Origin of the sequence: Suilimivivens sp. (assembly GCF_037359455.1) — a bacterium.
Classification (GTDB): Bacteria; Bacillota; Clostridia; order Lachnospirales; family Lachnospiraceae; genus Suilimivivens; species Suilimivivens aceti.
The window spans coordinates 1-18347 of record NZ_JAXXXI010000051.1 but is presented as its reverse complement, the minus strand read 5'-3'; the positions used below and the strand labels follow the sequence as shown (position 1 = coordinate 18347).

Sequence of the window (18347 nt, the reverse complement as noted above, 5' to 3'; positions counted from 1 at the left end):
AGGAGGACTTCATGTGCGGAATTGCAGGATTTTGCAGCTTTGATGGAGACAGAAAAAGAAATATAGAGAAGATGAAGGCGCGGATGCTGCACCGGGGACCGGATGCAGGAGGAAGCTATTTCTCTGAGGATGGTCAGGTAACACTGGGGCACAGAAGACTTTCCATCGTGGATCTGTCTGAAAATGGGGCACAGCCCATGACCTCACACAGCGGCAGATATGTCATTACTTATAATGGAGAGATTTATAACTATAAAAAGCTTTCTGACAGATTGCTTTCCGAGGGAAAGGTCACTGCATTCCGTGGCACCTCTGATACAGAGGTACTTCTGGAGTCCTTTGAAGCCTATGGGATAGAAGAGACCCTTGCATTCTGTAAGGGAATGTTTGCCATCTGTCTGTATGACAGGAAAGAGCAGTGCCTGTATCTGATGCGTGACCGCATAGGAGAAAAGCCCTTATACTACGGTATGGTAGGCAGAAGCTTTGTGTTTGCCTCTGATATAGGATGTATTTCCGTACTGGATGGCTTTGACAATCCGATCAACCGGGAGGTGCTTGACCTGTACTTTATCCATGGTTATATTCCGGCTCCTTATTCCATTTATGAAAAGATCTATAAGCTGGAAGCAGGAACCTTTGCGAAAATTAAATTGCCATTTAATAACATGGATGATGTTACTGTAAAGCCCTACTGGTCAGTAGCAGAGGCAGCAAAGAAGGGGCAGGCAAACCTCTTTAAAGGAAGCCGGAAGGAAGCTGCAGATGAGCTGGAGAGACTGTTAAAGGAGGCCATTGCTGAGCAGATGGTGGCAGATGTGCCGGTAGGAGCCTTCCTGTCAGCAGGTATTGACTCCAGTACGATCGTGGCGCTGATGCAGGATCTGAATAAGGGAAAGGTGAAGAGCTTTACCATTGGCATGGATGAAGAGGGATATAATGAAGCCACCTATGCCAAGGAGATCGCACAGCATCTTGGAACAGAGCATACAGAGCTTTATATTACAGAAGCAGATGCGAGGGCTGTTGTTCCTAAGCTTTCTGAAATGTTTGGAGAGCCCTTCGCAGATTCCTCCCAGATCCCGACGTATCTGGTAAGCAAGATGACGAGGGAGCATGTGACGGTATCCTTAAGCGGGGATGCCGGAGACGAGCTGTTCTGCGGCTATACCTCCTATGCATCTGTGGAGAGGATCTGGAATAAAATGAAGGGTGTGCCTTATTTTATCAGGAAGCCCTGCAGTGAACTGGTCATCCACAGTCCGCTGGCGAAAAAACCGATTTACCGGATCAAGGGGACACTGCTTGGAGCGAAAGGACCTTCTGATCTTTATATCTGTTCCTATGAGACAGATCCTCTGACAAAGCAGATTTCCTTGACGAAAGGGAACTGCAGCTATAAATACAGTGAATACGATCCTCATTTTCTTGAGGAAACAAACCATAATATCATGCTGATGGATATGGAAATGTACCATCCTGACGATATCCTGGTGAAGGTGGACCGGACGGCCATGGCTGTTTCGCTGGAAACAAGAGTGCCGATGCTTGACAGGGATGTGGTTGAATTTGCCTGGACACTCCCCATTGATTATCTGCGGGAAGGCAAGCGTGGCAAGCTGGTGCTCCGTGATGTACTTTACCGGTATGTGCCGGAGGAAATGATGGAGCGTCCCAAGAAAGGCTTCAGTATCCCGGTGGAGAAGTGGCTAAGAAGCGGAGAGCTTCGTGACTGGGCGGAGACACTTCTTAATGAGAAAACGATCCGTGAACAGGGGATCCTGAATGCAGATGTGGTGAAAAAGATCTGGAGCGACTTTACAGAAAAGGGAGAATGGCGGATCCAGATCTGGTACATTCTCATGTTCCAGGATTTTATGGCACACCGGTTTATATAAGAAGGAAGGCAAGTATCAGCTTATGATCATTATCAGAATGGCAGGGGGCCTTGGCAACCAGATGTTTCAGTATGCTCTTTATGAGAAGCTGAGATCCATGGGAAAAGAAGTAAAATTTGATGATATCAATGAATACCGGGGTGAGAGGGCAAGACCGATCATGCTTGCGGTCTTTGGAATCACCTATCCAAGAGCTGACTGGAATGAGATCACGGCTTTTACAGACGGATCCATGAAATGGAAGAACCGGATCCGGAGGAAGCTGCTTGGACGAAGAGCAATTGAATACGAAGAGCAGGGATTTTTTGACCCGAAGGTACTCACCTTTGATAATATGTATTTAAAGGGAGCCTTTCAGAGTGAACGCTACTTTGCCGATATCAGGGATGACATCCAAAAGCTTTATACTTTTCCTGAGCTGGACGAAATGCACCTGCCTGAAAAGCTGTATATGGCTACAGAGGAGTATCTGCAGAGGATAAAGAGCGGAAGCTCTGTCGGTCTTCATATGTACCGCAGTGATTCCCGTACGGATGAAGAGCTGTATGAGGGGATCTGTACTGAGAAATACTATGAGGGTGCGGTGCGCTTTATGCAGGATAAGGTAAAGAATGCCACCTTTTATGTTTTCAGCAATGAGCCAAAGTGGGTGAAAAACTGGGTAGAAGGCCTGATCGAAAGCCAGCAGACCGAAGAAATGAGTAAAGAAGAGAAGGCGGCACTCAGGGAAAAATTTATCCTGGTAGAGAGCAATACAGAGTATACCGGATATCTGGATATGATGCTGATGAGTAAATGTGATCACAGTATTATCAGCAATTCCAGCTTCAGCTGGTGGAGCGCCTATCTGAATACCAATCCGGACAAGATCGTGGTAGCGCCTGACCGATGGAAAAACAACGTGGAAAGTGCAGATATCTATACAGATGGAATGGTTCTGATCGATCCGAGGGGCAGGGTGAACCGGAAGGAGCGTAAGGAATCATGAACATAATCAGAATGACAGGCGGCCTTGGGAATCAGATGTTTCAGTATGCATTGTATCTGAGGCTGAAGGAAATGGGCCGTGAAGTGAAATTTGATGATGTAACGGAGTATGCAGGCAGGGAGAATGCAAGACCGATCATGCTGTGGTGCTTCGGCATTGATTATGAGAGGGCTACAGGTAAAGAACTGAATACCATAACAGACGGGTTTATGAGACCCGTGGACAGGATCCGGAGGAAGCTGTTTGGGAGAAAAAGTCTGGAATACCAGGAGAATGGCTGCAATTTTGATCCGGTGGTATTGCAAAAGGAGCCGGCATATCTTACCGGCTATTTTCAATCTGAGAAATATTTTGCAGATATGAAGGATAAGGTGAGAAATGCCTTTACCTTTACGGACAGGGTGTATAAGATCCTTAAGCAGGATGGCTTTGGACCGGTTCTTGATCAGATTGAGAGCTGTGAATCCGTCAGTGTGCATTTCAGACGGGGAGATTATGTCAGCGGCAGTGCGATCTACGGGGGCAACTGTACCGACGCCTATTACCGGAAAGCGATCGAAGAGATCAGAAAAATACATCCTGATGCCACATTTTTCCTGTTCAGTAATGATGCACCTTATGTGAAGGAATGGGTCCAAAGGTTTTATCCGGGAGATCCGGCTTTTTTTGTTATAGAGGGGAGCGGCGAAGAAAAAGGATATCTGGATCTGCTTCTGATGAGCAGATGCAGGCATCAGATCGTGGCCAATTCCAGTTTCAGCTGGTGGGGAGCCTATCTGGATGCTTTCCCTGAAAAAATGGTGTTCGCACCGGCGAGGTGGTTCAATAATCAGGATTGCCAGGATATTTATACGGAAAATATGATCCGTATTGATGCAGAGGGAAATCTGGAGGATGAATAAATGTATCAGTCCGAGCTTTTGATATCCGTTATTGTGACGGCTTACAATATAGAAAAATATCTGCCAAGATGTCTGGACAGTCTGATCGCACAGACCTACCAGAGACTGGAGATCATTGTAGTGGATGACGGATCTACAGACAGGACGGGACAGATCTGTGACAGATATGCGGCAGAGTGTCCCCGTATTTCTGTGATCCACAAGGAAAATGGAGGTCCCTCTGCTGCCAGGAATGCCGGTGTTAAGATCGCAAAGGGCGATTATATCGGCTATGTGGATGGTGATGACTGGGTGGAGCCGGATATGTACGAGGAAATGCTGAGAGCCTGTACAGATCTGCAGGTACCGGTGGCGATCTGCACCTACAGACAGGTTGGAGAAGGTGCTGAAAAGATCCATCCCACAGGAAATGTGATGCTGCTTGACAGAAACCGGGCACTTGAGGTGTATATCTGCGACCAGGAGCAGTATCACATCTATCCGTCTGTCTGGAGCAAGCTTTTCCGCAGGGATATCATAGAGAATATCAGCTTCAGGGAGGGAAGGAAATCCGAGGACATCATGTATACCACGATGGCTCTGGTACAGGCGGAAAGCTGTGCCTTTCTTGATACACCTTATTATAATTACATGGTGGACAGGCAGGGCAGCATCATGAATGAGAGACTTCACGAGCGCCGCTTCCAGGATGAGATCCCTTTCTGGAGGGAGCAGGAGAGCTATCTGGCAGAGCATGGCTTCACAGAGCTGGCTGATAAGTCTTATTATTATTTCTGCAAGCGGATGCTTTATTATTTCCTGGATTTTAAGACAAGGGGCATGAAGGAGTCGGCAAGGAGGATTGCAGAGATGCTGACCGGAGAAAAGAAAAGGATCCGGGAGATCTACAGGAGCAGCTATGTGGCAAAGGGTGACCGGGCAAGAATGGCACTGTTTCTGAAAAGCCCGGAGATATATTATGACGTGGTGAAGCTTTATGACAGGGTGGTCATCCCGATGAGAAGTAAGGCGTGATCATGCAGGATGGAGCATGCTGTATACAGCAGTGAAAAATAAAAACAGATGGGAACAGACAAATGAAAAAGACAATCATTGTCATGCCGGTTGCAAATGAAGAAAACACAATGGGACAGATCCTGGATGAAATCCTTGCCCTGCCCTACGATAACCTGTATATCTATCCGGTAGTTGACAGCTATTCTAAAGACCGTACCGAGGAGATCATAAGAGAAAGAGAAAAAGCTTCAGATAAGGTAAAATGTATCTTTTACCAGGAATCCACCGGGGTGATCAGCTGCTATCTGGAGGGCTTTAGGCAGGCACTTGAGGATGGGGCAGAACAGGTGCTGGAAATGGATGGCGGCGGAAGTCATCTGCCGGCGGAAATACCACAGTTTCTCGACAGACTGGAAGAAGGGTATGACTGTGTCTGGGGATCCCGGTTTATGGAGGGCGGCTCCATGAGGGAGCAGCCATTATACAGGAGAATATTAAGCTTTGGCGGGACCTTTCTTTCCAATCTGGTACTTGGAACGAGGCTGCAGGATATGACAAGCGGATTCGAGGCATTCCAAAGAGAGGTGTTGGAGAAGCTGGAGCTTTCTCATTTTCTTTCCACCGGGCATATGTACCAGACAGAGATGCGCTTTTACTGCAGGAACCTGAATACTGTGGAGGTGCCGATCCATTATGTGGGTACGGCATCCAGTCTGAAGGGCAGCTCTGTTACAGAAGCTCTGAGGCTGCTATTCCAATTAAAAGAAAATGAGGGCATGATATGGAAAAAGTAAAATATCTGATCTTAGGAGCCGGACCGGCAGGACTTACCTTTGCCAACCGGTTAAAGGAGCTGTCTGAGGATTCCTTTCTGGTACTTGAAAAGGAGCAGGAGGCAGGAGGACTGTGCCGTTCAGTAATGGTGGATGGCAGTCCCTTTGACATTGGCGGAGGTCATTTTCTGGATGTGAGAAGACCTGCCGTAAATACTTTTCTGTTCCGTTTTATGCCAAAAGAGGAATGGAAGCTGTTTGAAAGAGACAGCAGGATCGTGATCGGGGATCAGCAGGTAGGACACCCCCTGGAAGCAAATATCTGGCAGCTTCCGGTGGATTCACAGGTGGAGGTATTGTCGTCCATTGCCAGAAGCGGCTGCAACAGCGGAAAGCAGAAGCCTGGGAAATTTAAGGACTGGATCATCTGGAAGCTGGGTGACAGGATTGCAGAAATGTATATGCTTCCCTATAACCGGAAAATGTTTGCGGATGAGCTGGATGAGCTTGGAACCTACTGGCTCGAGAAGCTGCCGGATGTATCCTTTGAAGATACGCTGCGCTCCTGCCTGGAGCACAGGGCTTATGGAAAGCAGCCGGGACATGCAAGCTTTTATTATCCTGAAAAATACGGCTATGGAGAGCTGTGGCTCCGTATGGCCGCGGAAATAGCATCAAATATACTGTATCAGGTGGATGTAACAGGAATTGATCTGGAGAAAAAGACTGTGACTGCTGCAGATGGACGTATATGGGAAGCGGAATATATTATCACGACGATTCCCTGGAGAAGCTTTGAAACGATAGAGGGAATGCCACAGGAAATCGTATCTTCTGTAAAGAAGCTGAAATCCAGTGCAATAGAAACGAGATACATCGGGGAAAAGCTGGATACAAAAGCCCAGTGGTTATATATTCCGGATGAGAAAAAGCCCTATCATCGTATTCTGGTAAGACACAATTTCTGCCAGGGCAGCAGGGGATACTGGCTGGAGACACGGAAGGAGCGGGTATCTCTTTACCGGGAGGAGGCAGAATTTACCTATATGAACGAATATGCTTATCCACTGAACACAGTAGGGAAGCCGGAGATCATGGACAGACTCCTTGGCTTTTGCAGGACAAAAGGGGTATATGGCCTGGGAAGATGGGGAGAACACTGCCATTATAATTCTGATCTGGTGGTAGAACTGGCATTAAAGCTTGCGGAGAAGATGTATGAAGAATCAAAAATGGATTAAGAGGATAGCTTTGAGCATGGCCGGGATCATAGTGTTTCTGGGAGCAATGCTGATACTTACCCATACGGCACAGAACAGCATTGCCAGTACGGAAATACTTCCAACGATCGATCCTGATCCGGTTTATGTGGTCTGTGAGGATGGAGAACCACTGACAATAACACTAAAGGCAGCGCAGGACTTTTCCATCAGTGGCTTTCAGCTGCTGCTTGTCAATATCTCTGAAAAGGACAGTGGAACGCTCAGGCTGACACTTAAGAATGAGGAAGAGGATGTGCTTCTGAATGAATCCTGCCCTGTTACCGATTTTACAGCAGGCAAGTGGGGAACCTTTCCGGGAAATGCTTCTTTTATAGAGGGAGAAAACTATCAGCTGACGATCCGGGCGGAGGGAGCAGAGCCCTATTTTATGCAGGTTCCGGAAGGGTGGGGCAGAGAGCTGCCTTTTGAAGAAGCTGTATGGCAGGACCAGGAAGTGTTACCCTATGGCATTTCCCTTGGTATTCTGCAGACGGAGCAGACACATGTTACATACGGAGATATTTTTTATTATTCTGTTCCGGTCTGTATCCTGCTCCTTATCGCATGGCTTTCCCTGGTATGGATCGGCAGAGAACAGATCTGTGCTGTATTTCAGAAGATTCCTTTTGAAAAATGGATTGACAGCTATGGAAGTGACTGCTTTCTGCTTCTTCTATTCGCTGCGATCTGTATCAGTATCTATGCAAGGGCATATCTGAATGGGATTTATATTTCAGCTGATTCTGCCGGATATATGCGGGAGGCAGAAAACCTGGTACAGGGAAATGGCTTTCAGTATGATGGCATTGCCGGATACCGTTCCTGGTTTGCCAACTGGCCGATCCTGTATCCGGTGATGATCGCAGGGATCATGCTGATCACGGGAGCAAATGCCTATCTGGCATCGAAAATAGTGGCTATGGTCACAGTTTTTTTACTGCTCGTGGTACTGCGGCTCTGCTTTAAAAGGGAGGCATGGCTGTATGCGCTCTGCCTGACCAATACAGGCTTTCTGACACTGTGCTATTATACCTGGAGCGAGATCCCCTTTATTTTATTCATGCTCTGCTTTGGCTTGATACTGGCCAGAATACTGCAGGATGAAAAAACAGATGCGAAATGGTATATGCTTCTTGGCATCATGGGACTTTCCTGCTTCCTGACCCGGTATTATGGTATTTATGTGTGGATCGTAACAGGGGTTTATATTCTTATCCTTTTTTTTCTGTTTCAAAGGAAAAAGGATAAGGCCTACCTGATACGGGCAGGGAAGCTGACACTGACAGCGCTGGTATCGGGACTTTTGAGCGTTGCTTACCTGGCCATGAACAAGATTATGAATGGAATGGCATCGGGGGTGAGCAGAACTATGTGGTGGGATGATTACCAGGCGCTCACCAATGATCTGATCGAAAGCCTGCTGACAGAATTTTTCAATATCTTTTCCCTGGCAATACCGGAGAGACTGGAAAATTATCCTTATAACCTGAAGGTATTTCTGATTGTGCTGATCCTTGCAGGACTTGCAGCTTTTATTTTCAGGAGCTGCAGACATTTTACCAGAGAATCGGTGCTGATCACGATGGGAATTCTGTATGATGTGATTTTTATAGGCATCCGCTATGTGTCATCCATGGACAGCTTTTATTTCCGCTTTTTCGAACCGGGTACATTCCTGATCTGTATAGGGCTGGCCGGCTTACTGCTGCCTTATGTGAAGGGCAGGAAGCCGTTTAGGTTCTTTGGCATGGCAGTGACAGTGATCACCGTGCTCTCCGTCCTTTCCCTGCAGGCAAATGGGGAGCTGAATGCTTCAGATTGTTATTATAATGCGGTGGCAAGGCAGTGGGAGGAGGCTTATGCGGAGATCCCGGAAAGATCGGTAGTGATCTTTGATGATATTGATTATCGCTCCGCATGGTACAGGGCAGATGTGGTGGACGGCATGATCACACCGCAGGATACATTGGAAAGCCTTAAGGAAACCTATTACGGCTCTGATTACCTGTGTATTCGTAAGACATTTGCAGAGACAATGCTGGAATCCGGGGAATATGAGGAGCATGTAAGTGACTGGCTGGCTGAGGGCCTGCAGAAGTCAGAGGATGACAGAGAGTATGTGGTACTGGCACTGAAGGATTAATCAGTGCCAGCCTGTTCATAGATCGCATCATAATCATAGCTGCTGAAGAACTCCCTTTCAGCAGCCAGCTTTTCCAGATAGTTTTCACGGGTAACAAGGCATTTATCCTCTGCGATCATCTGAAGCAGCATGGAATTTACTTCACCGTTGTAGTGACCGTCGTCACAGTAGTAATCGGTATTGCAGATGATATCATACTGATCAAAGAAGTTATAGAGCCTTACATTCGGGCAGTCAAGCAGAAGCTCGGTAGCGGTCTGCTCAGCCTGAAGCTGCCTGTCCAGGGTTCCCTTCAGCATGAGAGCATCGAAGTAGCAGATGCTGTAAGGCGGGTACATGATATAAAAAGTCACATCCGGATACTGGCTGACAAGATCAACCACATTTGTATTGATCGTCTGCACTACCTTCGCCTTTTCTTCAGGACCAAAGCCGGTATCTGCCGGAATGGTCACATTTTCTCTGTCATAGGACTGCAGAATATAGTCTAGTCCACAGTCTCTTTCCCAGGAAGAATATTCATCCATAGTAGTGCTTTTCGTGTGCGATAGCGTCATGCGCACGTTGGAAAAAACACCATGATAAAGAATGGATTTATTAAATAAATAAGCGGTATCATTCCATGGATTGTCATCATAAAGATAGGTTGGATAATCTTCATACTGCTTCCAGTCATAATCCCTGAGAAATCCATTGTAATCAACGACCCAGAGCACTGTTTTCAGCTCCGGATTGCGCTTCAGGGCACGCTTAAGATTTTCAGAAAGCTCCTGATAGCCTGCACCGGAGAAGGTTTCTTTAACCGCATTGGTTCCAAACAACTCGTCCATTTCACTTGGCTTAAAGTTCTGCGCCATGGAAGTACCGGTGATCATGGCGTCAAAGTCAAAATGCCGGGAGATCCCGTCATTGGTATAGCGCTCCTCATACAGCCTGTAGGATAAAAAGGAAAAGGGCTTATGATAATGGAAGTAGGGATCTACGACCACCACAACAAGACCGGTCAGAAGTAACAGGCCGGTAAGGACACTAAGACATCTACAGAACCATTTCCTGGCGGCTGCTTCAGACTGATCATTTCTGCTATTATTTAAATTTTCTGAATGCTTTTGATTTTCCATATTTGTGTACGCTCTTAAAAAGTAAAATACAGGAATTCACTGATTTCTGCAAGGGACAGGATACTCCAGAATAAAAGCCCTGCTGTCACAAAACATTTCCATATCATTTTTTTACGGGTTCCCTTTTCAGTACCAAAGGTGAACAGTGCCATTTTCTCCTGCGTATTTTTCATGGTAAAGCATGCCACCACTAGAATCACAATAAACAGGGTCAGCATCAGCCATGGCCTTGATTCCATAAGACCGCCGAGACCTGCCCGGTAGAGAAAACTGATCTCGATGACATCCATAAATTTGTCACGAATAGGCTGATAGAGAGAAAAGCCACCGGAAAACAGTCTGCCAAACAGCGCCATGGAATCAGAAAGGGAAGGTGCCCGGAAAATGCTCCAGGCCAGTGTTACGAAAATAAAAGTAAATCCTTTCCGGAGAAAAACAGGTATTTTCCGGTCTTTCATCCGAAGTGCTTTTTCAAGTACATTCAGAAGTCCGTGAAGAGCACCCCACAGGATAAAAGTCCAGTTGGCACCATGCCATAACCCGCTGATCAGAAACACGATCATGACATTGAGCAGGGTTCTTGACAGTCCCTTACGGCTCCCGCCAAGAGGGATATATACATATTTGGTAAAGAATCTTGTCAGAGTCATGTGCCATCTGTCCCAGAAGTCCGTGATAGAAACAGCTTTATAGGGAGAATTGAAGTTGATCGGCAGATTCAGATTCAGCATCCTGGCGATTCCGAGGGCCATATCACAGTAACCGGAGAAATCGAAATAAATCTGAAGGGAATAGCTCAGCATTACAAGAATCGTACTGAAGGTGTTCAGTTCAGAAATACTGGCATATCCGACAGAAACAACCTTAGCCAGGGTATCGGCGATCAGTACCTTTTTCGCAAGACCAAGGGAAAAAGCATACAGCCCCTGTCCCAGGTGGATAAAAAGCACCTTTTTGCGTTCCGGATCCTGAAGCTGGGGAATCAACTCACTGTGGTAAACGATAGGACCAGACGAAATGCTTGGGAAAAAGGTAATATAAGCCAAATAATCAGAAAAACGATATCCCGCACAATCTTTCCGGTAGCAGTCTACAGCATAGGAGATCTGCTGGAAGGTATAAAAACTGATACCAAGAGGCAGAAGAAGCTGCAGCGGTGAAAAATCGGTATCAAAGGCCAGGTTTATATTTTCCAGGAAGAAGCTGGAATATTTATAAACAAAAAGCAGGCCAATGTTCCATATGAGCAGGATGATCAGATATATCCTGCGTTTCGCTGTTCGTCCTGTCTTCTGCATGAGACAGACAAGGGCATAATTGACCACAATACTGACAAACAGGATCAGCAGGGCAGAAATACTGTTGTAGCCATAAAAGCCAAGGGACATGGCGGTAAGGAAATATACGGCCGCCCTGGAATGACCTCTTGAGCCAAGAAGATAATAGCCAAGCAGTACTATAGGCAAAAATAAAAATATAAAAATATAGGAGTTAAACAGCATGGCTAGAAAGTCCCTTTTTAAAGTATTTCTTGTATAGCATATATGCTATAAACAGGCATAGCGTCAGGAGAGATATGATCTCAGAAATTCTCCATAATACAGGCTCGGAGTAATATATGTGGATAGTACTGCTGAAGCCGGCAGGAATGAGAATACACATCCGCTGGTTCTCCCCTGTTGTGATATTTAGTTCTCCTTTATCGAAAGAGGCATGATAACCCTTGTATGGGATCAGCGGAAGCTCAAGGTATCCTTCCTGTGAGGAAGCATTGTCAATACGTATACTATAGTCTAAATGTTTGGCCTCGACAACCTTGAAGGTGGTTTGATCAGGATTGGATATAGTGATTTCAGGACTTATATCAGCCGTATTGAAACCGTCAAATAGATATTGGCCATTGTAAACAGCGCCAATACTTAAATCCCGGAAATCATTTTCGTGCTCAAAGGGGATCATGGAATCATTGTACTGGAAGATATATTCGCTTCCCTGCCAGACAAAACAGAGAATAAGTAAAACAGAAATGGAGTTGATCCATTTTTTCTGTTGAGGCAGCTGTTTCATGAATGCATGATATAATAAAATAAACAGGAGTGGTAAAAGAGCTGCTGCTATGGCCAGGAATCTCCAGGCAAACTCAAATTTCATAAAAAAGTAGAATAAAAATGGGCAGTATGCCTCCAGCCATTTATAAGGGAAAAGATTGGTAGCTATATAGATGGCTGATAAACAACAAAACAGAGGCTTTGATAACAATCCTTTACTTTTCCCGGTATTGTAAATCAGAATGAATCCCAGACAGAAAAGCAATAAAACTAAAGCTGCTGGACCAAGAGACATCGGCATATCATGATACATACCGGTTAAGTCCTCGCGTACATCACCAACTGCGTTAAAGGTGTTAGTAAACAATTGGGAAATATAGGCACTATATTGGTAAATGGGTCTGTACTCTGTCTGAATCTGTAATGGAGTTGCAATGTATAGATCTAAAAAGGGTACTATAAATGATAAGTTAAGACATAATGTAAACAGTGCGGTTTTTCCAAGGCATAACAGAACTTTAGGGCAAAAGGTCTTTTTGAAATTTATAATTAAAAATATAATGATAAAAAGGCAGGTCATAATTGTGCCTAAAATATGAGTCTGAAGAAGACCGGTTATTCCTATACCAAGAAAAATCCAACTGGCTTTTGAATTATCAGCCTTTGCGTCCTCAGGTTCATCACCACAGGAAAACATGTTCCAAAGACCGAGGATTACGAATGGAAGAAAAGCCATGCCAGAGAATGCGCCAACAGCAGCTCTGGTATATGTGGCTACCAGACGATGCAGGGACATGGTATATATTGCAGTACCGGCAAGACCCAGGTATGGAGAGCGGCTGATTTTCCTGAAACAATAATATGAATTCAGTATTGTCAGTATATTTATAAAAAGGACATAGGTTTTGTATGCACTGCTGAGAGAAAAACCTAAAACATACAAAATAGCAGGAAAATAAAGAAAAACATCACCATAAAATACACCAGTAGCATATCCGTAACCGGCTAACCATTCCGGCTGTATCTTTACTGGAAATATACCATCCTGTAAACCGGTGGCAATAGAATAAATTCGATAATAATGAAAACGAAGATCATAACCCTTGGGGATATAATTCATAGTCATGGGCAGCTCAATCATAAATAACAGCCCGAAAAGTCCTAATAACACACATCTCTGTTGTTTGGACAGCTGGTAAATACCATAGGGATGACTGAAGAAAAAGAAAATACAGGTATCAATAAAAAGGAACAGAACAAATAAGCGGATAATTGTAGATACAATAGTCTTTTTGTTGAGAGGTGTAATGGTAATCTGACTGATAGTTACAGTGTCATTAATATTATTATCCATAATAGCTCTTACATCGACAGGAGTATTGCCCTTTTTTATATAAAAACGAAAGCCTATATGCTGGCTTTGATTTGTAAGCATTACAGATTCAGAGCTGATCCATTCTGCATCTTGGCTGGATGCAGAGATATGAGTTCCCACAGTGCTTGTACAGGGAGTGGAGGATTGAAAGATAACATCCGTCTGGTAAATGCCGGAATTAAGTTCAATAGTGGGGGAAATAAGCCTTCTGTCAGTGCCGGAATAATTACTGTCTATGGTATTGACATTATTAAGCATGACAAGAGAACCTTCTTCGTTTTGAACAAATGTATAGCTGGATGGATCCAGCTCGATGACGGATTTATTTTTGCTTTCCATTAGCTGATAAATGAAAGCGCATAATATGATCAATGCTTCGAGAATACATATCGTGAGAATGATTTTTTTACTTTTTTTCATGTTGACTAACCTCCGCTGAGATTATAAGGGTATAATCAATAATTGTTTACTGTTTTACTTCTCCATCATGACTAAGAAGTGAAACAGAGAGAACACCGTCAAGGCGAGAAAGACTGTTTACCAGTTCCTTTTCGTTTTTGGATCGGGTTTCATAAATAAGATCCATGCTTCCGGAAGAAATATTTTTGGATTTTAGTTTATAGTATCCAGCATTCTGCTGGATCAGAGCAAGAATGTCATCTTCCCGGTCGGCAGAATCAGCATTGATGATCAAAAGGTAAGGACTGATACGTACAGGAAAAAGATCCAGGATGAGAAGACCAATTGTTACAAGTACTGCCAGGATTACAGCAATCTTATACAGTCCTGCACCACAGATAATACCGGTGCCGATAGACCAGAACAGGAACAGCAGATCCATAGGATCCTTGATGGCAGTACGGAATCTTACGATGGAAAGAGCACCGACCATACCAAGTGAAATGACGATACTGGACTGCATGGCGAGGATAATACCGGCTGTAACCACAGAAATAATAGCCATGGAAATATTAAAATTCTTAAAGTAGAAGGCACTTTTCGTTACTTTCTTATATACAATGAAAATGTATACAGCGATCAAAAAGGTGATGATCAGGGTAGTAAAGATTTTGGCATTTGACATATCTGCATAAGAAAATCCCTCTAATACAGATTTTTTGATAGCATCATTGAAATTCATAGTAAATTCCTCACATTCGTTAGTATTGGTTATAATTTCTTGCATAGGCATATTTGGAAAAAGCACTTTGTTGTAAAGTGCCAAGTGCCAGCACATCAGTAATATATTCGGGAAGAAACTCATCATATTTTACTTCCAAAATATGAATGCCGTTTGGCAGTAATGGAACAGAATCGATTCTCGGATCAAGAAAAGAACTGATTTTATTACTGCTGCTGATGTTTTTGTCAAAAGTGATCCTTACATTTCCGCGAGTGTCTGTAAAGGCAGTACGGATATATTCTACAATGGTGACAGGGAGAAATCCATTTCCTCTTATAACAGTATAAAACTCTTTCTGCAGATCAGTAGACTGTATATACAGAGGAGGTATATTGCCTGCCATATAAGTAATGCAATCAGTTAAAGAAATAGTGGAGACTTTTTTTCGAGTCATGCCATTACATTTTTGCTTCTTTTCTAATTTGATCAATTGAGAACTGGCATTGTATATTCGAATACGGTATTTAGAACGATTATTCGATCCAGATTCATTTTCTTTTAGACAGGAATTGTACCTGTCATCGAAATAGAGACTGCGAATAGCATAGCTGTTTCCCTCTTGATGGACATCCGTATGCATCAGTGGCTTCAGGCGATATTCTATTATTTTCAGTTCCACATCAGAAACTATGAATTTTAATTCGTGTCGATAATCCATAATAGATCCTTTCAGCAAAAGATAAATATACAGATTGTTTAATAATTAAGGCTGTTTTTATATAAATCATTATAATAACTGTCAAGAAAAGCAATTCGGCCATAAATGTATTCATAAAACTGGGATTCCTGCCAGTGATCACAGGTTGGTGGCCATTTCTGAAGATTTCTTGCATAAGCACCAGAGCCATGCAGGTAGGCGAGCTCCTGATCCAGCATTTGGATTATGCTTTCAGGAGTGATGATTTCCTGACGGAGTTCCTGCCAGCGTGTCAGAAGCTGCTCAGATATTTCGGGCGGGTTTACCTGATAAAGAGAGATCATATCTTCGCTGAAGCCATCGGGTGAGGTGATATTTTCTTCCTTATATCTGTTAAAACCACAGTTATAATCATCTACCCAGGAATTACCCCAGGTCATATTCAGATCCCAGGGAATCTTTATGAACTGATAACTTCCATTTGAGTGATATTCAGCTTTAAAATATACATTTTTCATAATATTATCCATACCATAGATCAGTTGGTTGAATAAATTATAGTCAATGGCGTTTTCCATATTGAGAAGAGATTTCGCTTTTTCATAATCAGGTGTCTGCTCTGTGTTAAACATAGAGATCCAGGTACGCATAGGATTCCAGTCAGAGTCATCAAAGTCCTTTGGATATTCAATTGTCACGATTGGTGATTCTGGTTCCTGACCGCAGGGGTAGAAATCAGCTTCTGATGCAAATTCCTGGGAACGGTATTTGTACAAAATATCATGGGAGCTCAGAGAAGCTGATTTCTTATCAATTCGTTCAGAAAGACCATATACGCCACGATATTCCTGATCTACAAATAATTCTACATATTCCATGGAAATGCCCTCATCATTTGCAACACTATTTGACGATGCAATTTTCTGCCATACCTGATAGGACAATTTATTATGGATCAGACCTGCATCATCGTAAAGGGCATTCAGAATCCAGTCATCATCTTTTCTCATGCCAAGAAAGGATTTCTTGTGATCCAGGTTGAGCTTATAGCCTGCTTTTTCATAGTTCATAGTTGTGGCACCTCTTTTGTGCCAGTTACAATCTACGGCCTGAAAATCGGTACTGCTGTGATATTGGTCATATATCCAGACATTGCCTTCCCATTTGAGAATGTCATTATTGTTATCTTCCTCCTCGTTTGTTGTTTCTTCACGGTATATGGCAGCATCAGATGAAAGACACATGACGGGCATACCGGTAAAGTAAACATTATACATCCACATCTGTGTATCACGGATCCAGAAGAGCCGGAAAACACGATTCTGACTGATGGCTCCTAATTTATCGGAAAACCCCTCTTCATCCTCCAGAAAATACAGATTACCATCAGGGATGGATAGCTTGCCATCATACCTGTTTTTCGAAAGATCCTGAGGAATCAACAGCATATTCTGTTCAGAATCATAGGCTATAGAATTGCCATTAAAAGCTATTTCCGGATCTATGAAAGTATCTTCCTTTCCTACAGAAAGCTGCTCTATCTGTTCGTAGGACAATATATCAGTAGAGAGTATTTGATTATGTAAGCTGCCATGGTTGGAATCTGCATAGAGATAAATGCCAAGCAACAACAGGGAAACAGCAACAAAAAGCACCGTTTTATATATTTTTTTCATAAAATACCTCATTCGTCAAGCTGGACGAAACGATTTTAATATAAAGGTTATAAAAAGTAATACAGAACCTATACTATCATATTTGCTAGATGGATGCCACTTTTGATTTTCCTTGAGTTTCCGTACTTTTATCCACACTTCCCTGCCTTCACAGGTTCTGCTATAAACAACTTTCAAAAAATGCCCAAAATATGAGGAATCCTATTCCTTTTTGATGTAAAATTTAAGTGACCAAACAAAAATCTACTAAACAAAAAGAAGGAGGATTCCTCATGATCAATTTTACATCAAATACTTATCAAATGAAACGGGAAATTTTATCTTTTTTCAAATAAAATTTCAAAACACCTGTCCAAGCCGGACAAGAAGTTTTCTGCCGATATGACTTACGGTATGCTTGCTGCCGGAAGCTGTCTTTTAACCGATGTTGTGGATCAGCTTCATGAAAATACTAAAAAGGTCAATTCTGTTGAACGGCTGACCAGACATTTAAACAAAGGTACTTCCTCCACCGCACTTAAATCTTATCTTATCACCATCCGTAAATGGGCTCCGCAGGAACCTGTCATACACATCGATGACAGTTCTCGAAAATTCATTCCTCAAAGGAAAAGAACTTTACGTCCAATAATGATGTAACCTTTTCTGCAATGGAACGTGGTGCAGCTCTCTTTGGCAAAGCAACCTTTGCCATGGACAGAGGCTACGATGACAACAAGATGTTTCTGAAACTTGATGAACTGCAACAGGACTATGTCATCCGTCTTACTGCCAAAAGAAAACTCTTCTTCCATGGAAAATGGGTTCTTGCCACACAGCTTCGTAATCAGAGAAAGGGTAAGATCAAAACTGCCCTGACATACAAGGGTCAAAAGCACGATGCCTATCTTTCTCATGTGAAAGTGCAGATTACCGCTTCAAAGAAAGATATTTATCTCGTACGGGTTTACGGCATTACGGAACATCCCATGATGCTTGCAACTAATAAGAAAATCAAATCCAAAGAAGACGTGGTAAATATCGACCTGACTTACTTTTCCAGATGGCACATTGAGGAATATTTTCGCCGTAAAAAGCAGATGTTCCAGTTTGAAAACTTCCGTGTGAGGAAGCTCGCTGCAATCATACAGAAAGCAGACCCACTAAAAGAAAAAAGTTCAGTTCAGCTATTACCGGTTAGCTAAAGGTATCTCCGGCATACCGTCAACTCTGCCTTAAGCTGACCACTTAAAAAGTACATTCTGCGGAAACTCAAGTGTTCAAATTGCACAAATATAGAAATGTTGTTATAATCCCATCTTTGACACTTTGTAGAGTGAAAAACAGCCATAATCCCAGTATTTAT

At 43.4% G+C, this 18347-nt stretch carries 14 protein-coding genes; 8 read left to right on the top strand and 6 right to left on the bottom strand.

The genetic code is table 11. The features are described 5' to 3' along the window. Positions 1-11: 11 nt before the first annotated feature. From asnB to WJQ40_RS10675, 7 genes are all read left to right on the top strand, one after another. Complete coding sequence (gene asnB, locus WJQ40_RS10705; protein ID WP_337540076.1) at positions 12-1898, top strand: asparagine synthase (glutamine-hydrolyzing); 1887 nt, start codon at positions 12-14, stop codon at positions 1896-1898. A gap of 22 nt (positions 1899-1920) precedes the next feature. Beyond that, positions 1921-2886 carry an alpha-1,2-fucosyltransferase gene (locus WJQ40_RS10700; RefSeq protein WP_337540074.1) on the top strand — a complete coding sequence of 322 codons (966 nt, stop codon included), beginning with the start codon at positions 1921-1923 and terminating at the stop codon, positions 2884-2886. Further along, positions 2883-3788 (top strand): alpha-1,2-fucosyltransferase, encoded by a 906-nt coding sequence (locus tag WJQ40_RS10695; protein ID WP_337540071.1) that lies wholly within the window; start codon positions 2883-2885, stop codon positions 3786-3788. Before WJQ40_RS10700 ends, WJQ40_RS10695 begins: the two co-directional genes overlap by 4 nt. Next, positions 3789-4802 carry a glycosyltransferase gene (locus WJQ40_RS10690; protein ID WP_118797310.1) on the top strand — a complete coding sequence of 338 codons (1014 nt, stop codon included), beginning with the start codon at positions 3789-3791 and terminating at the stop codon, positions 4800-4802. It abuts the gene before it with no gap. A gap of 62 nt (positions 4803-4864) precedes the next feature. Then, positions 4865-5578, top strand: a complete 714-nt coding sequence (locus tag WJQ40_RS10685; protein ID WP_118797311.1) for a glycosyltransferase — start codon at positions 4865-4867, stop codon at positions 5576-5578. Beyond that, positions 5566-6798, top strand: coding sequence for an FAD-dependent oxidoreductase (locus tag WJQ40_RS10680; protein WP_337540066.1), 1233 nt, complete (start codon positions 5566-5568; stop codon positions 6796-6798). The genes WJQ40_RS10685 and WJQ40_RS10680 overlap by 13 nt, the downstream gene beginning before the upstream one ends. Then, entirely contained in the window at positions 6776-8962 is a 2187-nt protein-coding gene (locus WJQ40_RS10675; protein WP_337540063.1) for a glycosyltransferase family 39 protein, read from the top strand. Before WJQ40_RS10680 ends, WJQ40_RS10675 begins: the two co-directional genes overlap by 23 nt. Here WJQ40_RS10675 and WJQ40_RS10670 read toward each other — a convergent pair. From WJQ40_RS10670 to WJQ40_RS10645, 6 genes are read right to left on the bottom strand one after another with little or no spacing between them, the layout of a single operon-like run. Continuing rightward, entirely contained in the window at positions 8959-10083 is a 1125-nt protein-coding gene (locus tag WJQ40_RS10670) for a hypothetical protein (protein WP_337540060.1), read from the bottom strand. The two genes, WJQ40_RS10675 and WJQ40_RS10670, sit on opposite strands and share 4 nt — an antisense overlap. A 14-nt stretch (positions 10084-10097) precedes the next feature. Then, the gene (locus WJQ40_RS10665; protein WP_337540058.1) at positions 10098-11585 is read right to left on the bottom strand and encodes an MBOAT family O-acyltransferase; all 1488 of its coding nucleotides are present in this window, start codon (positions 11583-11585) and stop codon (positions 10098-10100) included. Further along, positions 11575-13926 carry a hypothetical protein gene (locus tag WJQ40_RS10660; RefSeq protein WP_337540052.1) on the bottom strand — a complete coding sequence of 784 codons (2352 nt, stop codon included), beginning with the start codon at positions 13924-13926 and terminating at the stop codon, positions 11575-11577. Before WJQ40_RS10660 ends, WJQ40_RS10665 begins: the two co-directional genes overlap by 11 nt. Positions 13927-13972: 46 nt before the next feature. After that, positions 13973-14647, bottom strand: a complete 675-nt coding sequence (locus tag WJQ40_RS10655; protein ID WP_337540049.1) for a DUF4956 domain-containing protein — start codon at positions 14645-14647, stop codon at positions 13973-13975. A gap of 19 nt (positions 14648-14666) precedes the next feature. Next, entirely contained in the window at positions 14667-15347 is a 681-nt protein-coding gene (locus tag WJQ40_RS10650; protein WP_337405092.1) for a polyphosphate polymerase domain-containing protein, read from the bottom strand. Positions 15348-15385: 38 nt separating this feature from the next. Further along, positions 15386-17002, bottom strand: a complete 1617-nt coding sequence (locus WJQ40_RS10645; RefSeq protein ID WP_337540044.1) for a CotH kinase family protein — start codon at positions 17000-17002, stop codon at positions 15386-15388. A 650-nt stretch (positions 17003-17652) separates the two neighbouring features. Between WJQ40_RS10645 and WJQ40_RS10640 the strand changes: the two genes are divergently transcribed. After that, positions 17653-18186 carry a transposase gene (locus WJQ40_RS10640; protein ID WP_337540041.1) on the top strand — a complete coding sequence of 178 codons (534 nt, stop codon included), beginning with the start codon at positions 17653-17655 and terminating at the stop codon, positions 18184-18186. The last annotated feature ends 161 nt before the right edge of the window (positions 18187-18347 follow it).